Genomic DNA, 16,920 nt, shown 5'->3' with positions numbered 1-16,920 from the left:
TCGGCATTGGCACCACCAGGCATCCATGACCATGATTGACCGGCATAAAGCGGCCCCCCGTCGGCGGATGGTTGCCCCGCCGTGCACGCAGCCATGCACGCAGCCCTGCCCGCATTCTCCGCCGCGCGCCGACGGTGCCGACCTGAAGGAGAACGGGCTCCCGTGCCGCTTCTGCCTGCGGTGAACCACGGCAGGCAGCCGGAATTCGGAACCGGCGTGCAAGAAATTCCGCTCCACCTCGGCGCAACAATCGGCAAACCCCCGACTTCTATGGTCCGGCCGCCCCTCGGTGAATCCACTGCGAGCCGATGTATTCCGGGAGGCGGGGCTGGGCGATTCGGCTCGGATCACCTGAGCCTGGTGGTCCGTCGCAGCGCCGCCTGAAGCAGACGATCCACCAGGTCGCCGTACCCGATGCCACTGGCCTGCCACATCTGCGGGTACATCGAGACGGGGGTGAAGCCGGGCATGGTGTTGATCTCGTTGATCACGAATTGCCCCTCCTCGGTGAGGAAGAAGTCCGCACGGACCAGCCCCTCGCAGGAGGCCGCCTCGAACGCCCTGAGGGCCAGTCGGCGCACCTCACCGGTCTGGCTCTCGGTCAGCGCCGCGGGCACCACTCCGGGGGTGGATGCGAGGTACTTCGCCTCGAAGTCGTAGTACGCGCGTGCCTCGGGCGCCGGGATCTCGGCCGGCACGCTGGCCCGCGGCCCCTCGGGGAACTCGAGCACGCCGCACTCGATCTCGCGGCCCCGCACGAGGGCCTCCACGATGATCTTCGCGTCATGCCGGTGCGCCTCCGCGATCGCGTCCTCAAGGCCCGGCGGCCCGTCGACCCTGGTGATGCCGATCGAGGAACCGGCGCGCGCCGGTTTCACGAACAGCGGCCAGCCGTACGCACCGGCGAAGCGGCTGATCCTCGCGCGGGCACCCGCCGCGTCGGACCGCCACTCACGGGGTCTGACCACCAGGTACGGCCCGACCGCCAGGCCGAACGAGCTGAATATCCGCTTCATGTACTCCTTGTCCTGGCCGACCGCCGAGGCGAGGACGCCCGCTCCGACGTAGGGGATGCCGGACAGCTCCAGCAGACCCTGCACGGTGCCGTCCTCGCCGTACGGTCCGTGCAGTACGGGGAAGACCACGTCCACTTCCCCGAGGACCTTGGGCTCCGTGCCGCGTTCGCTGCGGACGACGGTCCGGTCGGTCGGGTCGACGGAGACGACGATGTTGCCCCGGTCCGCATCCGTGAGCTGCTCGACCGTGGGCTGCCGTCCGTCGGCCATCGCCATGCGCCCGGGATCGTCCGCCGTCAGGATCCAGCGCCCGTCCCGGGTGATGCCGACCGGCAGGACGTCGTACTTCGTCCGGTCGATGGCCCGCAGCACGGCCCCCGCGGTCACGACGGAAATGCCGTGCTCCGAGCTCCGGCCACCGAAGAGGAGCACCACCAGCGGCCTGCGGCGCGATCCGGACGGAGGGGAGGTGGATGGTTCGGTCATGGTTTCTGCCTCCTTCGCTGTGCGGCGCCGGCCTTCCGCTCGGAGGGCCGGCGCCGCACACGGGTGGACCGAGGTCCTCGGTTGTCCGGTCAGCCGGCCAGCGAGGACCGGGAGACGGGGAAGTCGAAATAGGTGGACGGGTAGGGCTCGGCCGCGAAGGTGAAGTGCCACCATTCCTCGGCGAGGTTCACGAATCCGAGCGACTCGAGCTCGTTCTTGAGCAGCAGTCTGTTGCTGTGCTGGACTCCCACGATGCGCGGGTCGAGCGTGTGCGCGAGCGTGTCGAAGCAGTCGTACCCGGTGCCCATGTCGATCGAGTTGTCCGGGAATCTCTCCGCCGCGGGCGCGTAGCACGGCTCCAGCTTTTCCCCGGGAACGTAGGGACGCGTCGGGTGGACCGGCAGCTTCACGAGTGTGAGGTCGATCGTGCTGCCACGGCTGTGCCCCGACTTCGCCGCGATGTACCCGTCGGCGAAGAGGTCGGCCTTGTCCACCTGCGGGTAGAACTCGTCCTTCATCTTCAGGTCGGTCAGGTCCTGGGCCCACTCGACGAACTGGTCCACCGCGCGCTGCGGCCGGTAGCAGTCGTACACCTTCAGCGTGTAGCCCTGCGTCAGGAAGTAGCGCTCGGCCTTCGCCAGGGCCTGTGCCGTCGGCGCGGTGACGATGCACAGCGGTTCGGTGTAGCCGTTGATCGGCGTGCCGATGAAATTGTGGGGCGTGGCGTAACGGATCTCCTGCAGAATCGCGGGGGCCACGTCGTGGAGCGCCACGAAATCGGCGGGTGCCTTGCTTTCCGCGTCGGCGGCCTGGGCGGTGGCGGACGCGCTCGTCACCGTGACAAGGACGGCCGCCAGAAATGCCAGCAGCGTGGGGACACGCGTACGCGCATTGTCGATTATCACTATGCCCTACCCTTACTTGATACATGGGCGGAGAATTTCCCCAGGCCCGCGAACGGCGTCAGTGAGAGCGCCATGACGAAAATACCGAAGACCAAGGTGCAGTGCAGGAGACCGTATTCGCCGACGAGCAGACCCGTGACCAGTACCGGAATGCACATCGACGTATAAGTGATGGTGTAGACGGCGGCCATCAGGCCCGCCCGTTCCGTCGCGAGGACGTTCGCCGTCACCAGACGGACGCCGCCCTGGAACGCGGGGCCGAATCCCGCACCGGCCACCGCGGTCCCCACGTACAGGGCCGTGGAGGAGTCGCGGTGCGCGGCCAGCAGCGTGACGGCCACGCCCGTCGTCAGGAGCAGGGAGCCGCCCAAGGCCGTTCGGCCGGCGTCGGCATGCCGGGTCAGCAGCACGGCAGGGACCGCACTGGCGGTCAGCAGCGACACGATCAGGCCGTCGGCGGCCGACGATGCCGATCCTGTGATGCCCTCGACCAGATCGGGCCCGAGGGACAGATAGAAACCGCCCAGGGCCCAGACGGCCACGAACACGGGGGCGGTGACGAGGAGGGCTCGACGACTCGACCGGGGCGCGCGGATCCGTGGTCGCAGTGAAGGCCAGGCTCCCGGCCTCGGCGACCTCGACTCCGGAAGGAAGGCCAGACCGAGCGTCTGCACGGCCAGCGCACCGAACAACAGCATGTACACGCTGCCGAGGTGAGCCGGGATCAGGTCCATGAGCAGGCTCGTGCCGATCGTCCCCAACGCCATGCCGACGAGCGGAGCGATGCTGACGAACAGGGGGCCCCACCGTCTGGTCACGTCGAGCAGGGCAGCACCCAGTGCACTCGTCGCGGCACCCGTGGCCAGCCCCTGGAGCGTCCGGGCGAGGATCAGCGAGGTCACGCCGCCGGCCTGCAGGAAAAGCAGCATGGACAGTGCTTCGAGGGCGAGGGCGGCGCCGATGACCGGCCGTCGGCCGACATGGTCGGAGAGCGCGCCGACGGTCAGGAGCGCGACCAGGACGCTCAGGCAGTACACGCCGTAGACCACGGTGACCGTGCCGGAGGAGAGGTGCCAACTCGCCCGGTAGACGGGGTAGAGCGGAGTGGGCGCACTGGAGGCGACAAGGAAGGTGATGAGGACGGTGGACAGGAAGACAGCCGACCTCCGGCGGGTGACCGCGTCGTCGGCCCACCCGCTGGGCGGCCCGGCCCTTGCCTCGGACTTGGCATGAAGCTCTTCGAGCATCGTTGTTCGGCTCTCTCTACGGGAAGGGCGGAGTGGCTCACGCGAGCGGCACCCGCGGGGCGCACGTCACTTGGCCTGTCGGCGCATCGGGGAGTCATCGCCATGGCTCCGACGCGGCAGGCGACTCGGCAGGCATCGACGCGGCCTCCCGCCGAGGGGGACCGGGGGAGGCCGACGGGGAACCACGCTAGGGGTCGGGCTGGTGCGCGCACGGCCGCTGGAGCGCATCGGGTACCGACGGGACCTCGGGAGGGGCCGAACGGACACTCCGGCACGGCAGCTGCGGCGGACGGTGCGTCGGCAAGCTGGTGACATGCCGATCCGGCATCAGAACGGCCCTGGTCGGTATGGGCGGAATCGGCTGGACCCGACCGAGAATCGGCCTGCGGGTCGGGTCTGCCTCTGTCGCCCGGCGGCCCGCCGATGTCCGAGAAGGCCGGCCTTCGCCAACGCCTCCAGGCCCAGGTCCGGGCGTTGCAACCCCGGAGGACGAACACCGAACATGACTGACCTCAGCGTCGCCCAAGGTCCCGTCGGCCTCGTGGAAGAGGAGGACGTCACCTATCCGGTGAGCATCGTGCTCACCCTTCAGCGCGAGCAGACGGCGTCCCTGCTCCGCACCATGCGCAGCCAGCATGTGCTGCCCGCCCAGACGCACACCTGGGGCTCCGAACGGGCTTACGGCGCCCTGCTGCACGAGGCCGGCACTCGCCTCGCCGTCCTGGACGTACCCGGTTCGCAGTGGAGCGACGGTCTCGTGCAACGCGTGCGCGCGCTGAGCAACATCTCGTCCGTAGTGGTGCTCACGCCTGATCACACGGACTCGGTGGGGCTTCTGCTGGCGGGTGCCGCCAACGTCCTCCCCCGCGACGCGCCGCCCAGGGAACTCGCCAGCAGAATCGCCGCCGAGCGGCGATGGCTTGACATGCGGCGCTCGCCGCGGCGCCGGACCGCGGACGCGCCACCGTTTCGCGCTGTCCGCCCCCAGCAGCACTCCCAGCAGGTGCTGTTCGACATCCTCTGTTCCGCCTCGCGGCCCTGGTGCTGCCACGACCTGCGCCTCCTGCTCGGCACAGCAGGGGAACCGATGAGCCGCCGAGCGCTGCAGGGCAGAGTCGTACGGCTCAACGAGCGGCTCGCGCGTGACGGGCTGTCGGTCGACTGCACGACCCAATGGGGGCGCACGACGTTCCTGGGCCTCGTCGAGGAGGCCCGGGGAAAGCCTGGGCAGCGGGAGCGCGGCAGGCATCGCAGATGAACAGACCTACGGAGAGACGAACATGGACGAGCGAGCCGCGACACCTGGCGACGATGCGGAACGGGAGGAGCCGAAGGAACCGGAGGAATCCCAGGAGGCCGTGCGGGCCGCGCTTCTGAACGCCTGGACAGCGGGCTGGACGGCAGGGGGTGGCACGAGTGTGGCCGGCGGCCCCCGTCGGAGACTTCGGGGGGTTCCTCCGCAGGGCGGCTTACCGGGTGCCTGAGCACGTCTCCGGCAAGCCGCCCCCGCCGATGGGTCAGGCGGGGATGTTCCACCGCTGGTTGACGACGCCGGCGCAGGTGGAGATCCGGAGCTGGGTGAGCGCGGTGGCGTAGTCGGCGGTGCCGTCGAGGCACTTGCCGGACTGCGGGTTGTAGATCGTGCCGTCGGCACGCGCCTGCCAGTCCTGGCCGCCGGAGCCGTCGCAGTCGTACAGCTCCACTACGGTGCCGTCGGCCGTGCCCCCGTCCTTGACGGCCATGCACTTGCTCTCGGCCGTGATCGTGCCGTTGAGGTTCAGCGTCCACTGCTGCGAGTTCGTGTCGTTGCACCAGTACAGCTGGACCGGGTTGCCGTTCGCGGTGTTCCCCAAACGGCTGTCCACGCACATCCCGGCGGAGTTGCCGATGGGACCCGTCGGGTTCTTCTCGTTGGTCAACGAGAACCCGCTGTTCGGCGTCAGCACCGCGTAGGACAGGTCCGAGCAGCCGAGGTCGGACGACTTCACCGTGGTCGCCACGCTCGAGTTGGCCTCCGTGGCGGCCGTCCAGCCGCCGCCGTAGGAGGTCTGGTACTTGAGTCCCGTCGTCTGGAACACCGCGCCCTTGGTCTCCGCGCAGTACTGGCCCTCGCCGGTCGTGGGGTCGTAGTGCGTGTAGACCTCCATCATGTCCCAGCCGCCGCCGGAATTGCTCAGCTTGCCGGTGTTCGCGCTCTTGAAGAAGGTCTCCCAGTCGTGCGTGTCGTAGTTGTAGAGGTACGAAGTCCATTCGTTGGTGGCCGCATTGGTCTGAACGTCCTGGACCGAGTACGACGGCCGGCCGTTCACCTTCTTCGTGTAGGTGTCCAGGAAAGCGGAGTCGACGACCACGTACTTTCCCCAGCCCGGACTTGCCGCACACCAGTCCCACGCTCCGACCCAGATCGTGCCCCCGGAGTAGATCGTGGTCATCTCGATGCAGGTGGCGTTGCTCGGGTCCAGGGTCGGCGCATAGACGGTGTCGTCGCCGGTGACCGGGGTCGAGAGATTCACGCTGTGCGTGGCCTGCGCGCCGTGCACGGTCCCGCCGGTGGGAAAGACACCCCAGTAGGCGTGGTATTTCCCGGTCCAGGAGGACAGGGCGCCGGCGGTTGAATCCGTTGCGGACGGGGCGTCCTTGGCGACAGCGCCCGAACTGACGTGCCCGGAGGCGTTGAGTTCGTAGAACCGCCGGGAGACCTCGGCGGGCAGTCCCTTGCGAAGCGCCGCCCCCGTCATACCGGGGACCACGCGCTCGCTGTGCCGGGCACCGGGTGCGGGTGAGCCGGAGTCCGGACGAGCGGAAGCCGCCGCGTCGGAAGGCCGGGCGGAGGCCGCCGCTTCGGAAGCAGGTGTCCCGGCGGTCAGCGCCAGCACGGCGACGACCCCCACCAGGGCAGAGCTCAGCTTGTGTATGCGCACTCCGGCTCCAAGTCCGCGAGGAGAAGCAGGGGGTTCGCCCCCTGCCGGGGCAGATTTCGGCATGTTGGCGACGTCACGGCTTCACATCGTCGTCGTCCGGTCTCCGCGACGACGGCAGCCCAGTGGCGACCGTGCCCGTTCGTACCCGTCGCAGTGCCCCCACCACTGCGCAGGTGAGACAGATAACGGCAATCAACCGCGCTGGACAGCGCGCATCCCGCCCAATTGCCAACGACGCTCCCCGCCTTAGGCGTCAGAAATTCGGCACCGGAAATATCGAAGAACAGCGGGGCCGTCAACTGGCTCATGCCGGATCGACATGGAAAGAAGCAGAATTGGCATTAGCCCTCCGCCGATACAGCCGCCATAGTCGATTCTGCGAAGCGCCACCGGCCGCACCACATACGGTTTCCGTGTCCCTGCGGACCACGCCGCTTCCTCTGCCGATTCGGCTCGACAACCCGAGAGGAAAAACACCACATGAAGTCCACCGCTCGAATCAAAGCGCTGGCCACTGCCGGGCTCGTGAGTGGCGCGGTCGTGGCCTCGCTGGCCGTGACGAACGCGAGCGCCGTCACGCCCCGGGCGAACGGCCACGCCGTCGCCTCGCAGGCGGCGCACCGCGCGAAGCCGACGGTGGTCCTGGTCCACGGGGCGTTCGCCGACTCCTCCAGCTGGAGCAGCGAGATCGGCTACCTGCGACGCCACGGCTACCCGGTTCTCGCGGTCGACACCCCGCTGCGCGGCCTGGCCTTCGACAGCGCCTATGTCGAGGCTCAGCTCAAGACCGTCAAGGGCCCCGTGGTGCTGGTCGGCCACTCCTACGCGGGAGAGGTCGTCAGCCAGGTCGCCGCGAAGACGTCGAAGGTCAAGGCCCTCGTGTACGTGGCGGCTCTCATCCCCAAGGCCGGAGAAACCGCCGGCTCCCTGATCGGACAGTTCCCCGGGTCGCAGCTCGTTTCGGAGAACTTCCGCACCGTTCCCCTGCCCGGCGGCGACACCGACGTGTACCTGAAGGCCGACAAGTACGGGACCGTCTACGGAAACGGGCTGTCGAAGTCCGCCATCCGCACCGCCTCGGTGACCCAGGAACCGGTCGCCCTCTCCGCGTTCACCGACAAGGCCACCGTCAATCCGCCGGCGAGGACACCGAAGTGGGCGGTCATCGCGACCGCGGACCACGCCGTGCCGACGGCCGCCCAGAAGTTCGAGGCCGACCGAGTGGGCGCCCACATCGTCTACACCCGCTCCGGCCACGACGTTCCCTCGATCAGCCCGGGAGCGGTCGACCGCGCCATCGTCGCCGCCGCCGACTCCGTGCACTGATCAACCCCTGTAGCGGGGCGCCCGTTTGATCGACGCGGGGCTTCCGACGGCCATGTCACGGCCTTCCTCGCCGCGGTACAGGCACTGACGACGACTCTCTACTGCCGCGCCGGACAGTGCAGGACTCGCGACCGCAGGCGGCACAACGGACGGCTCCCGCAGGCCCGATGCCTGCGGGAGCCCTCCCCTTCTCTCAGCGGTGACCTCGTCCCCTTGCCGGGCAGCATGGACGGGCAAGAAGCGCCTGCGTTTCCTCGCCGACGTCACCGGTGACGTCGGCGTCGGCATCGTTCGACCCGGCGTTCGATAGAGGCATGTCGGGGCAGCGGCAGGTCAGCCCTGGCAGCCGCATCCCGATGCGGCCTTAACCACGACCACCGTGGTCGAGGCCGCCGTGGTCGAGGGGTCGCCGGCCTGCTCGTCCGAGGTACAGCACGCGGAGACCCCGCGGCACGAACCCGCTGTCGTAGCCGAACCGCTCTCTTCCGCAGCGCCGGACGGCTTGACCGCGCGGACGACGGCGGAGTGCAGGCCGTCGGCGACCGGATGCGTCGGGGTGATCTCGACCTCCGTGAAGCCGACGGCCTCCAGTCCCGCCCGGTACTCGGCGAAGGACAGGGCCCCGGCGATGCAGCCGACGTAGTCCCCGCGCTCGGCCCGCTGTCCGGGGGTGAGGGTGTCGTCGGCGACGACGTCCGAGACACCGATACGACCGCCGGGCCGCAGCACGCGGAAGGTCTCGGCGAAGACGGCGGGCTTGTCGACGGACAGGTTGATCACGCAGTTGGAGACGACCACGTCGATCGTGCTCGCGGGGAGCGGGATCGCCTCGATGGCGCCCTTGAGGAACTCCACGTTCGTCGCGCCCGCCCGCGCCGCGTTGGCCAGGGCCAGCGCGAGCATCTCCTCGGTCATGTCCAGCCCGTACGCCTTCCCCGTCGGACCGACCCGGCGGGCGGAGAGCAGGACGTCGATGCCGCCGCCGGAGCCGAGGTCCAGGACCCGTTCGCCCTCCCGGAGTTCGGCCACGGCGGTCGGGTTGCCGCAGCCCAGGGACGCGGCGACCGCCTCGGCGGGCAGGGCCGCCCGCTCGTCGGCGGCGTAGCGGGCGGCGCCGAAGTTCACGTCCGCCTCGACCGGCTGCGGCCCGCAACAGGCGCTGCCGCCGCCCTCGGTGACCTGCACGGCCGCGGCGGCGTACCGCTGCCGGACCGTTTCGCGCAGGTCGGTCGGCTGCTCGCTCATGGCATCACTCCCGGGTGAGACGGGGCACAGCGGCGCCCCGCAACGTCCTGTATCGATGTCCGTCGATACAACCTTGCGCCCTGCATCGAAGAACGTCAACATAGAGGCATGTCGAATCAAGAGCTTGAGGTGCTGGGCCAGGACACGGCCTGCTGCCCGGGGCTGACCGCCTCGCCGCTGGACGAGGACCAGGCGGCCGACCTGGCGAAGGTGTTCAAGGCCCTCGGGGATCCGGTCCGGCTCCGTCTGCTGTCGATGATCGCCTCCTCGCGCGGGGAGGGTGGCGAGGTCTGCGTCTGTGAGCTGACCCCGGCCTTCGACCTGTCCCAGCCGACCATCTCCCACCACCTCAAGCTCCTCCGGCAGGCCGGACTCATCGACTGCGAGCGCCGCGGCACCTGGGTCTACTACTGGGTACTCCCGAAGGCTCTCGACCGACTTTCCGCCTTCCTCACGACCCCGGCGACTCCGGCGACTCCGGCGGCCCCGGCGACCGCGAAGACTCCGGCGTGATGGGTGCCTCCCTGGGGCGCCGCGCCCTGGCCGAGGCCGTCGGCACCGCCGCCCTGGTCGCGGTCGTGGTCGGCTCGGGCATCCAGGCCACCGAACTGTCCCGGGACGCCGGCGTCCAACTGCTCGCCAACTCCCTGGCCACCGTCCTCGGACTCGGCGTCCTCATCGCGCTGCTCGGTCCCGTCTCGGGCGCCCACTTCAACCCCGTCGTCACGCTCGCGGCCTGGTTCACCGGTCGGCGCACCGACGACGAGGGGCTCAGCGGGCGGGACGTCGCCGCGTACGTCCCCGCCCAGATCGCGGGAGCGATCGCGGGCGCGGTCCTGGCCGACGCCATGTTCGGCAAACCGCTGGTGCGCTGGTCGACACACGACCGCTCGGCCGGTCACCTGCTGCTGGGCGAGACCGTGGCCACCACCGGCCTCGTCCTCCTGGTCTTCGGCCTGGCCCAAACCGCCCGCGCCCGCTTCGCCCCGGTGCTGGTGGCGTCGTACATCGGCGCCGCGTACTGGTTCACGTCGTCGACGTCGTTCGCGAACCCGGCGGTGACGATCGGCCGCACCTTCACCGACACCTTCGCCAGCATCGCACCCGGCTCGATCGCCCCGTTCACGGCCGCACAGGCCGGCGGCGCGGTACTCGGCCTGGCGCTCGTGGCAGCGGTCTTCGGCCGCCCTGCCCCCGCTGGGCCCCACACCCCAACGGTTCAGGGCGAGTCCGAACTCACCACCCCCACCCTCCCCTGACCCACCACCCAGGAAGACATCACCATGACCAGCGCTCCCGCCGCCGACCGCCCCTCCGTCCTCTTCGTCTGCGTCCACAACGCGGGCCGCTCCCAGATGGCCGCCGCCTTCCTCACGCACCTCGCCGGAGACGCGGTGGAGGTCCGCTCGGCCGGCTCCGCCCCGGCGGACGCGGTCAACCCCGCCGTCGTCGAGGCGATGAGCGAGGCAGGCATCGACATCTCCGCCGAGACCCCCAAGGTCCTGACCACGGCGGCCGTCCAGGCATCGGACGTGGTGATCACGATGGGCTGCGGCGACACCTGCCCCGTCTTCCCCGGCAAGACCTACCTGGACTGGAAGTTGGACGACCCGGACGGGCAGGGCGTCGACGCCGTACGCCCCATCCGCGACGAGATCGAACACCGCATCCGCACCCTGCTCGCCGACCTCGGTGCGCAGGCCAGGGCCTGACACACGCAGCGGCGGCCCCAGGAGCGTGCCGGACGGTGCTGAACAGGGGATGCAACCAGAGCTGGGGGGATGCAACCAGAGCTGGGGGGATGCAACCAGAACTGGAACCAGAGATCCGCTCGTCTCAGATGGTCAGCGACGTTCGCCGGTGTGGGACCAGTGGTGGCCGCGTACACGGGAGTGCGCTCCTCGCGCCCCCTGTCGGGGCGTCCGCGGGCTACTTGTCCTCGCCGTTCCCCCGGCCGCTGTTCGTCTTGCTGCTGCTCCCGGACGTGCTGTTGCCGGAGGCGCCGCTGTTGCCCCCCGTGCCGTTGGCGGATTTCGCGGCACCCTTGCCGGACCTGCCCGTCCCTGTCGACGCGCTCGGTGCGGCCGTCGCCCCGGCCAGTTGCTCCGAGCAGTAGGCGGCGACCTTTTCCTCGCCTCCGGCGGCCGCGATGAGCCGCTGCCAGGCTGTCGAGTCCAGCGCCTTGCCGTTGCCCTGAACCTTCTCGTAGGCGCGACAGTGGGATTCGATGTCCTGAGCAGTGGGGGGCCGACCCGTCGGGCGAGCGCTGCCGGAGGACGGTGACGAGGCCGCATCGCCCGGCCGGTTCGGGGCAACCGCGGACGGACGGGTGGTGCCCGGACCGTCACCGGTGCTGTCGGTGGAGGAGCCTGCGGAACCGATGGCCGCGACCGCGACGCCACCCAGGGTGAGGCTGGCGAACACGACGCCGAGCGTCATCTTCACCGGGCGCCGGGCCCGCCGCTGCTCCGCCGGCCGCCAGTCGTCCCGGCGCCGGGTACGTGCTCGGTGCGCGCCCCCGGCATGCGCGGCCCGGAAGGCGGCCACGGCCCGCTGCTCGGCCTCGGGGGCGAGACCGTCGGCCCGGATGGCGGCGGCGAGGACCGTCTCCAGCGCGTCGGCGTCATGCACGTTCGCGGGGCCGGGCAGGGCACCACCGGACTGTGCAGGTCGACGGCCCGGTACTCCTTCGCCGCTCAGCCGCTCGCCCATGTCCGTCTTCCGTTCCTGTCCGACCGTTGCGATTTCGTACGGTGTGCTGGGCCTCATGCCTTTGGGGTGGCCGCTGCCGGCATCGTCGTTCATGTCGACTCCCCCAGCGTGCGGGACGTCCCGTCCGTCACACTCTCTGCCGCCTCACCGCCGATGCCCAGCTGAGCGGCGAGGCGTTTCAGGCCCCGGTGGGCGGCCGTGCGCACCGCTCCCGGACGCTTGCCCAGGGCCCGTGCGGCGGCCGGACCGTCCAGGCCGACGACCACCCGTAGGAGCACGGCCTCGGCCTGGTCCTGTGGCAGTCCACGGACCAGTTCCAGGGCCCACTGGGTGGAGAGGGACTCAAGGGCCAGCTCCGGGGTGTTGTGCGGGCCGGCCAGGTCCAGTACGTCCTGGTCGGTCCAGTCCGCCTGGGGGCGTACCCTCCGGCGACGCAGATGGTCCAGCGCCCGGTGCCGGGCGATGGTGGCGGTCCAGCCCCGGAAGCCGGCCCCGTCGCCTCTGAAACGTCCGATGTCGCGTGCTATCTCCAGCCACGCGTCGGACGCCACGTCCTCCGCTTCATCACCGACGATGCCGCGGAGGTAGCCGAGCAGGCCCGGCTGCACGATCCGGTAGGCGACCGCGAAGGCGGCCTCGTCGCCCTCCTGGGCCCGCGCGACCGCAGCGCCCAGTTCCCCGTCGTACTCCTGTACGCGCCGGGGTTGCCGTACCTGGCCCAAGATTGCCCTCGTTCGCACCGATCACAGCCGAGTCCACGTCTTCCGCCGTGCTCCGGTCGCATCGACGGCCCCATGGTAACCAGCGCGCATCCTCACAGAAGTGTCACAACGTCCCGGGAGCCTCCCCACGTCGTCGCCGCCGGATCCGGTGTGCGGATGGCGGAGCCCGACCGGCTCCGACCAGGCCGGGTGACGTTTCCCTCGGGCCCTGCGCTGGGGGAGTAGCCGGGCGCAAAACCGTGCGGGCCGGCCCGCCGCCGACACCGCGGCCCGCTCCCCTGACCCCTCTCCGTGCCGTTCAGGTCTCCCCCCGTGAGCGGTACGGAAAGGGATGGGGTGGCCGGAATCCCGACCGCTGTGCGGGATTCCGGCCGCCCCGCGTGACCGTCCGGCGGCCTGACCGTCAACCGGCGCCACCCGTCCGCGTGATGCTTTGCCTCCCCCGTGCGCTCCTCCTGGCATGAGTGCGTACCTCCGTCTGCGAGCAGTGCCCGCCCCGGCGCTGCGCAACAGCCCGACCTGGCTGGAACAGCTCTTCGCAAGCGACTCGGAGACCGTCCCTCGCCGGGCCGGCCGGCCCGGCGAGGGGGTGCTGGACAAGCGCTGCCTGGACCAGGAGCGCCTCTACGCCGGTGCTCTCCCGCACGGTCCCGACGTGGTGCTCGGTGGCCGCCCCGTGTTCCGCGCCGACCGGCACAGACCGCCGCTGCTGGTGCTGACGGCCGCCCAGACCCGCCGGGTGGCCGGGTTCCTGACGGCGGCCGACTTCGACGCCCTGTGGGACACCGCCCGGGACACCCTGCTGCCTCGCTACGGCGGCGAGAGCGCGGAGCCCGAGACACGGCGGGTGTGTGCCGAGGCGCACAGGGAACTGACGGCGTTCTACGCGCACACGGCCGGGCACGGGGACGCGGTGGTGAAGTGGCTGGCCGAGGCGTGAAGGGCGGCCGTCCCCGGCGGGACACGTGAGTGTCCGAAGGGGGACGTGTGGCTGTCCGAGGTGGGAGGTGTAACAGTTTCGGCCTCTCGCGCTCTTTCCATGCAGGCGACCAGGTCGGTCGTCGGCCAGGGCAAGGGCGGGGCTCGTGCAGGTGACGGACGAAGGCGGCGGAGCGTACGGCGATGGGTCGTACGCCGACGAGTCGTACGGCGGCGAATCGTACGGCGATGCCCGGTACGGGCGTGCCCACAGCCACGCGAGCGGTGGCAGCACTGCCACCACCATCACGAAGGCCGGCGTGCCGGAGCCCTGGGGCACCGACACGCCGCTCCCCCGGACCGGGCCGGACCAGTTCGCCACGGCGGAGTGGGACTCTCCGCACGGTGACGTCATCACCGTGCTGCCCCCGGACCAGGGCACGCCGGAGGACGATTCGGTGCGGCCCGTCTTCGTGGACGCCTCGGGGCGCCGTCAGCGCCGCGTGCGGCGCGCCGCACGTCTGCTGGTGATTCCTGCCGTCGGCTATGTCGTCCTGCTGATCAGCACGGTCCTGGGCGGTCCCACCATCAGCTCCCCGTTCGTGCCGCTGCCGGACCCGACGCACCCGGCCGCGCCCCACGCGACCGCCCCCGGCTCCGGCTCCTCGTCCGGCAAGGGCCACGCGGCGGGGACCGCGGGCTCCGGCGCCGGGCACGGCAGTTCCCGCGGCACGGCGCCGGGGGCCACCTCCGGTGCGGCAGGCCGCCCGACCACCTTGGCCTCAGCTGCGGCCACGGCCGGGCCCACGGCGACGCCGACCGGCACCGCCTCCCCGACCGCCACGACCACCGCTACTCCCAGCGCCACCCCCACCACCGCACACTCCGCCAAGGGGCGCTCCATCGCCTCGTCCCACAAGCCCGTGAAGTGAGCCAAGGCCCTGACATGACCGATCGCCGGCGCCGCATCGCTCCGCCCCGCTTCCGCGCTCGTACCCGTATCCGTACGCGTCAGATCACCCCCCGCACGCACTGGCTGCTGCTGTGCGTGTTCGTGGTGACCCTTTCGACGGCCCTGCTGCTGCAGGGCTACACCCACCACATGTTCGGGATCACCTCGGACGACGAGACCGGTCCCCGCGGCCGGAACGACGCCGTGCCCACGCAGGTGTCCGACGGCGGCCCCGTGATCGCCGACGCCGCCGGCTCCCCGCACACCGCCCGTCCGAAGACCCGCACCATCGCCCTCACCTTCGACGACGGCCCCGACCCCACCTGGACGCCGCGCATCCTCGACGTGCTGCGCCGCAACCACGTCCACGCGACCTTCTTCGTCGTCGGCACCGAGGTCGTGGACCACCCCGAACTGGTCCGGCGGATCGTCGCCGACGGCCACCAGATCGGCATCCACACCTTCACCCACCCCGACCTGTCCCGCCTCGCCCCGTGGCAGCGCTCGCTGGAACTGCGCGAGAGCCAGCTCGCGGTGGCCGGCGCGGCCGGCGTCACCACCGCGCTGCTCAGACCCCCGTACTCGTCCGGGAACGACGCGCTGACCAACGCCGACTGGACTGTCCTGAAGCAGGCCGACGCGGCAGGCTACGTCACGGTCCTCTCCACCCAGGACGCCGAGGACTGGCAGCGCCCCGGCACGAACCGCATCCTCGCGAACGCGACCCCGCACGGCCGCGCCGGACAGATCCTGCTCATGCACGACAGCGGCGGCGACCGCGCCCAGACCGTCGCCGCGCTGAACACCCTGATACCCCGGCTCAAGACGCAGGGCTACCGGTTCGCGACGGTCGGCGCCGCGGTCGGCATGGCCGGCCCCGTCCAGCCCGCCGGGCTGGGCGACCGCCTCCAGGGAATGGCCCTCATCGGCCTCTTGCAGGGGGGCGACTGGGTGGTACGGCTGCTGGGCTGGCTGATGTACGCGGCCGGGGCGCTCAGCGTGCTGCGCGCGGCGGTCGTGCTGGCCGCGGCCCACCGCCACCGGCGGCAGCGCACAGGGCGCCGCGGCAGGGCCTGGGGGCCTGCGGTGACCGAACGGGTCAGCGTGATCGTCCCCGCCTACAACGAGAGCGCCGGAATCGAGGCGGCCGTGCGCTCACTGCTCGCCTCGGACCATCCGGTCGAGATCATCGTGGTGGACGACGGCTCGACCGACGGCACCGCCGATCTGGTGGAGTCGCTCCGGCTGCCCCGGGTGCGGGTGATCCGGCAGCCGAACGCGGGAAAGCCCGCCGCGCTCAACACGGGACTCGCCGCGGCCACCTGCGACCTGGTGGTCATGGTCGACGGCGACACGGTCTTCGAACCCGACGCCGTCCGCATGATCGTGCAGCCCTTCGCCGACCCCCGGGTGGGTGCCGTCTCCGGCAACGCGAAGGTCGTCAACCGCGGCGGTCTGCTGGGCCGTTGGCAGCACATCGAGTACGTGGTCGGCTTCAACCTCGACCGTCGCCTGTTCGACCTCGCCGAATGCATGCCGACCGTGCCCGGCGCCGTCGGTGCCTTCCGCCGCCGGGCACTGCTCGCCCTCGGCGGTGTCAGCGACGTCACCCTCGCCGAGGACACCGACCTCACCATGGCGCTGTGCCGCGCCGGCTGGCGCGTGGTCTACGAGGAGCGCGCGGTGGCCTGGACCGAGGCACCCGCCTCCCTGAACGCCCTGTGGCGGCAGCGCTACCGCTGGTGCTACGGCACCCTTCAGGCGATGTGGAAACACCGAGGCGCACTCGCGCAGCGCGGCGCCGCCGGCAAGCTCGGCCGGCGCGGCCTGGGCTACCTCCTCCTCTTCCAGGTCCTGCTGCCCCTGCTCGCCCCCGTCGTCGACGTCTTCGCCGTCTACGGCCTGCTCTTCCTCGACCCACTGCGGATCACCGCCCTGTGGCTCGCCTTCCTGCTCCTGCAACTGCTGATGGGCCTGTACGCGTTCCGCCTGGACGGCGAGCGGCCCGGCCCGCTGTGGAGCCTGCCGCTGCAGCAGTTCGTGTACCGCCAGCTCATGTACCTGGTGGTCATCCAGTCCGTCTTCACCGCCGTATCCGGCTCACGACTGCGGTGGCAGCGCATGGAGCGTTACGGCAGCCTCCGGGCCCCGGCGGGCGGACAGACCCCCGCCCCGGAGCCGGTACCGCACGAGTCCGTCCAGCAGCCGACGTCCTACGAGGCCCGTCCACCGGCCCAGACCGGCGCTGTTCACGGGTTCACACCCGGAGAACGGCACAGCCGGCAGTGAAGCGTGCGCTCCCGCCCCGGCCCGGCGCCCCCCTCAAGGACACGATGGTCCACGCCGGCCAGCCCTCCGAGAGGGCGGCGATGATCGACCGGCACTCCGACGACAAACGCCAACGGGAGGTCGCCGCAGGGCTGGACGACATGGTGCGCTCCGAGCGTGCGAAGCACCACAACGCCGGCGG

General features: G+C 70.8%; 15 protein-coding genes. 8 read left to right on the top strand and 7 right to left on the bottom strand.

What is annotated here, in order from left to right; all coding sequences use genetic code 11:
* Positions 1-347 precede the first annotated feature (347 nt).
* The 3 genes from ACIQVL_RS17900 to ACIQVL_RS17890 all read right to left on the bottom strand — a co-directional run bounded on the left by ACIQVL_RS17900 (position 348) and on the right by ACIQVL_RS17890 (position 3,654).
* The gene (locus ACIQVL_RS17900) at positions 348-1,502 is read right to left on the bottom strand and encodes a D-alanine--D-alanine ligase family protein (RefSeq protein WP_403428981.1); all 1,155 of its coding nucleotides are present in this window, start codon (positions 1,500-1,502) and stop codon (positions 348-350) included.
* Positions 1,503-1,591: 89 nt separating this feature from the next.
* Positions 1,592-2,338 (bottom strand): M15 family metallopeptidase, encoded by a 747-nt coding sequence (locus tag ACIQVL_RS17895; RefSeq protein WP_403428980.1) that lies wholly within the window; start codon positions 2,336-2,338, stop codon positions 1,592-1,594.
* Between the two features lie 68 nt (positions 2,339-2,406).
* A complete protein-coding gene (locus ACIQVL_RS17890; RefSeq protein ID WP_403475753.1) occupies positions 2,407-3,654 on the bottom strand; it encodes an MFS transporter in 1,248 nt (415 codons plus the stop codon).
* A 502-nt stretch (positions 3,655-4,156) separates the two neighbouring features.
* Here ACIQVL_RS17890 and ACIQVL_RS17885 point away from each other — a divergent pair.
* On the top strand, positions 4,157-4,912 hold the full coding sequence (locus ACIQVL_RS17885; RefSeq protein WP_403475752.1) for a hypothetical protein: 756 nt from the start codon (positions 4,157-4,159) through the stop codon (positions 4,910-4,912).
* Positions 4,913-5,171: 259 nt separating this feature from the next.
* Here ACIQVL_RS17885 and ACIQVL_RS17880 read toward each other — a convergent pair whose 3' ends face one another.
* Positions 5,172-6,575: a ricin-type beta-trefoil lectin domain protein gene (locus tag ACIQVL_RS17880; RefSeq protein ID WP_403475751.1), complete on the bottom strand. Its 1,404-nt coding sequence runs from the start codon at positions 6,573-6,575 to the stop codon at positions 5,172-5,174.
* 480 nt (positions 6,576-7,055) lie between these two features.
* On the opposite strand from ACIQVL_RS17880, the gene ACIQVL_RS17875 reads away from it, so the two are divergent.
* Positions 7,056-7,901 (top strand): alpha/beta fold hydrolase, encoded by an 846-nt coding sequence (locus ACIQVL_RS17875; RefSeq protein ID WP_403475750.1) that lies wholly within the window; start codon positions 7,056-7,058, stop codon positions 7,899-7,901.
* 333 nt (positions 7,902-8,234) lie between these two features.
* Here ACIQVL_RS17875 and arsM read toward each other — a convergent pair whose 3' ends face one another.
* Complete coding sequence (gene arsM / locus ACIQVL_RS17870; RefSeq protein WP_403475749.1) at positions 8,235-9,146, bottom strand: arsenite methyltransferase; 912 nt, start codon at positions 9,144-9,146, stop codon at positions 8,235-8,237.
* Positions 9,147-9,254: 108 nt separating this feature from the next.
* Between arsM and ACIQVL_RS17865 the strand changes: the two genes are divergently transcribed.
* From ACIQVL_RS17865 to ACIQVL_RS17855, 3 genes are read left to right on the top strand one after another with little or no spacing between them, the layout of a single operon-like run.
* Complete coding sequence (locus tag ACIQVL_RS17865; RefSeq protein WP_403475748.1) at positions 9,255-9,659, top strand: ArsR/SmtB family transcription factor; 405 nt, start codon at positions 9,255-9,257, stop codon at positions 9,657-9,659.
* Positions 9,659-10,405: an aquaporin gene (locus ACIQVL_RS17860; RefSeq protein ID WP_403475747.1), complete on the top strand. Its 747-nt coding sequence runs from the start codon at positions 9,659-9,661 to the stop codon at positions 10,403-10,405. The genes ACIQVL_RS17865 and ACIQVL_RS17860 overlap by 1 nt, the downstream gene beginning before the upstream one ends.
* 24 nt (positions 10,406-10,429) lie before the next feature.
* Entirely contained in the window at positions 10,430-10,858 is a 429-nt protein-coding gene (locus tag ACIQVL_RS17855) for an arsenate reductase ArsC (RefSeq protein WP_403475746.1), read from the top strand.
* A 217-nt stretch (positions 10,859-11,075) separates the two neighbouring features.
* Here the strand turns inward: ACIQVL_RS17855 and ACIQVL_RS17850 are convergent, their stop codons facing one another.
* Positions 11,076-11,951: a hypothetical protein gene (locus ACIQVL_RS17850; protein WP_403428965.1), complete on the bottom strand. Its 876-nt coding sequence runs from the start codon at positions 11,949-11,951 to the stop codon at positions 11,076-11,078.
* Complete coding sequence (locus ACIQVL_RS17845; RefSeq protein ID WP_403475745.1) at positions 11,948-12,580, bottom strand: RNA polymerase sigma factor; 633 nt, start codon at positions 12,578-12,580, stop codon at positions 11,948-11,950. The genes ACIQVL_RS17850 and ACIQVL_RS17845 overlap by 4 nt, the downstream gene beginning before the upstream one ends.
* A 460-nt stretch (positions 12,581-13,040) precedes the next feature.
* Here ACIQVL_RS17845 and ACIQVL_RS17840 point away from each other — a divergent pair, with 460 nt between their 5' ends.
* The 3 genes from ACIQVL_RS17840 (at position 13,041) to ACIQVL_RS17830 (ending at position 16,739) form a co-directional block, all read left to right on the top strand.
* Entirely contained in the window at positions 13,041-13,520 is a 480-nt protein-coding gene (locus tag ACIQVL_RS17840; RefSeq protein ID WP_403428963.1) for a DUF1877 family protein, read from the top strand.
* Positions 13,521-13,665: 145 nt separating this feature from the next.
* Positions 13,666-14,430 (top strand): hypothetical protein, encoded by a 765-nt coding sequence (locus tag ACIQVL_RS17835; RefSeq protein WP_403475744.1) that lies wholly within the window; start codon positions 13,666-13,668, stop codon positions 14,428-14,430.
* Positions 14,431-14,444: 14 nt separating this feature from the next.
* A complete protein-coding gene (locus ACIQVL_RS17830) occupies positions 14,445-16,739 on the top strand; it encodes a bifunctional polysaccharide deacetylase/glycosyltransferase family 2 protein (RefSeq protein WP_403475743.1) in 2,295 nt (764 codons plus the stop codon).
* Positions 16,740-16,920 lie beyond the last annotated feature (181 nt).

Origin of the sequence: Streptomyces sp. NPDC090499 (assembly GCF_044769305.1) — a bacterium.
GTDB lineage: Bacteria > Actinomycetota > Actinomycetes > Streptomycetales > Streptomycetaceae > Streptomyces.
This window is presented reverse-complemented; position numbering and strand designations above follow the sequence as displayed.

Bases quoted from the DNA above. Each gene is read 5' to 3' on its own strand.
- ACIQVL_RS17900 (WP_403428981.1), bottom strand. From the start codon at position 1,502: ATGACCGAACCATCCACCTCCCCTCCGTCCGGATCGCGCCGCAGGCCG.
- ACIQVL_RS17890 (WP_403475753.1), bottom strand. From the start codon at position 3,654: ATGCTCGAAGAGCTTCATGCCAAGTCCGAGGCAAGGGCCGGGCCGCCC.
- ACIQVL_RS17885 (WP_403475752.1), top strand. From the start codon at position 4,157: ATGACTGACCTCAGCGTCGCCCAAGGTCCCGTCGGCCTCGTGGAAGAG.
- ACIQVL_RS17875 (WP_403475750.1), top strand. From the start codon at position 7,056: ATGAAGTCCACCGCTCGAATCAAAGCGCTGGCCACTGCCGGGCTCGTG.
- arsM (WP_403475749.1), bottom strand. From the start codon at position 9,146: ATGAGCGAGCAGCCGACCGACCTGCGCGAAACGGTCCGGCAGCGGTAC.
- ACIQVL_RS17865 (WP_403475748.1), top strand. From the start codon at position 9,255: ATGTCGAATCAAGAGCTTGAGGTGCTGGGCCAGGACACGGCCTGCTGC.
- ACIQVL_RS17860 (WP_403475747.1), top strand. From the start codon at position 9,659: ATGGGTGCCTCCCTGGGGCGCCGCGCCCTGGCCGAGGCCGTCGGCACC.
- ACIQVL_RS17855 (WP_403475746.1), top strand. From the start codon at position 10,430: ATGACCAGCGCTCCCGCCGCCGACCGCCCCTCCGTCCTCTTCGTCTGC.
- ACIQVL_RS17850 (WP_403428965.1), bottom strand. From the start codon at position 11,951: ATGAACGACGATGCCGGCAGCGGCCACCCCAAAGGCATGAGGCCCAGC.
- ACIQVL_RS17840 (WP_403428963.1), top strand. From the start codon at position 13,041: ATGAGTGCGTACCTCCGTCTGCGAGCAGTGCCCGCCCCGGCGCTGCGC.
- ACIQVL_RS17830 (WP_403475743.1), top strand. From the start codon at position 14,445: ATGACCGATCGCCGGCGCCGCATCGCTCCGCCCCGCTTCCGCGCTCGT.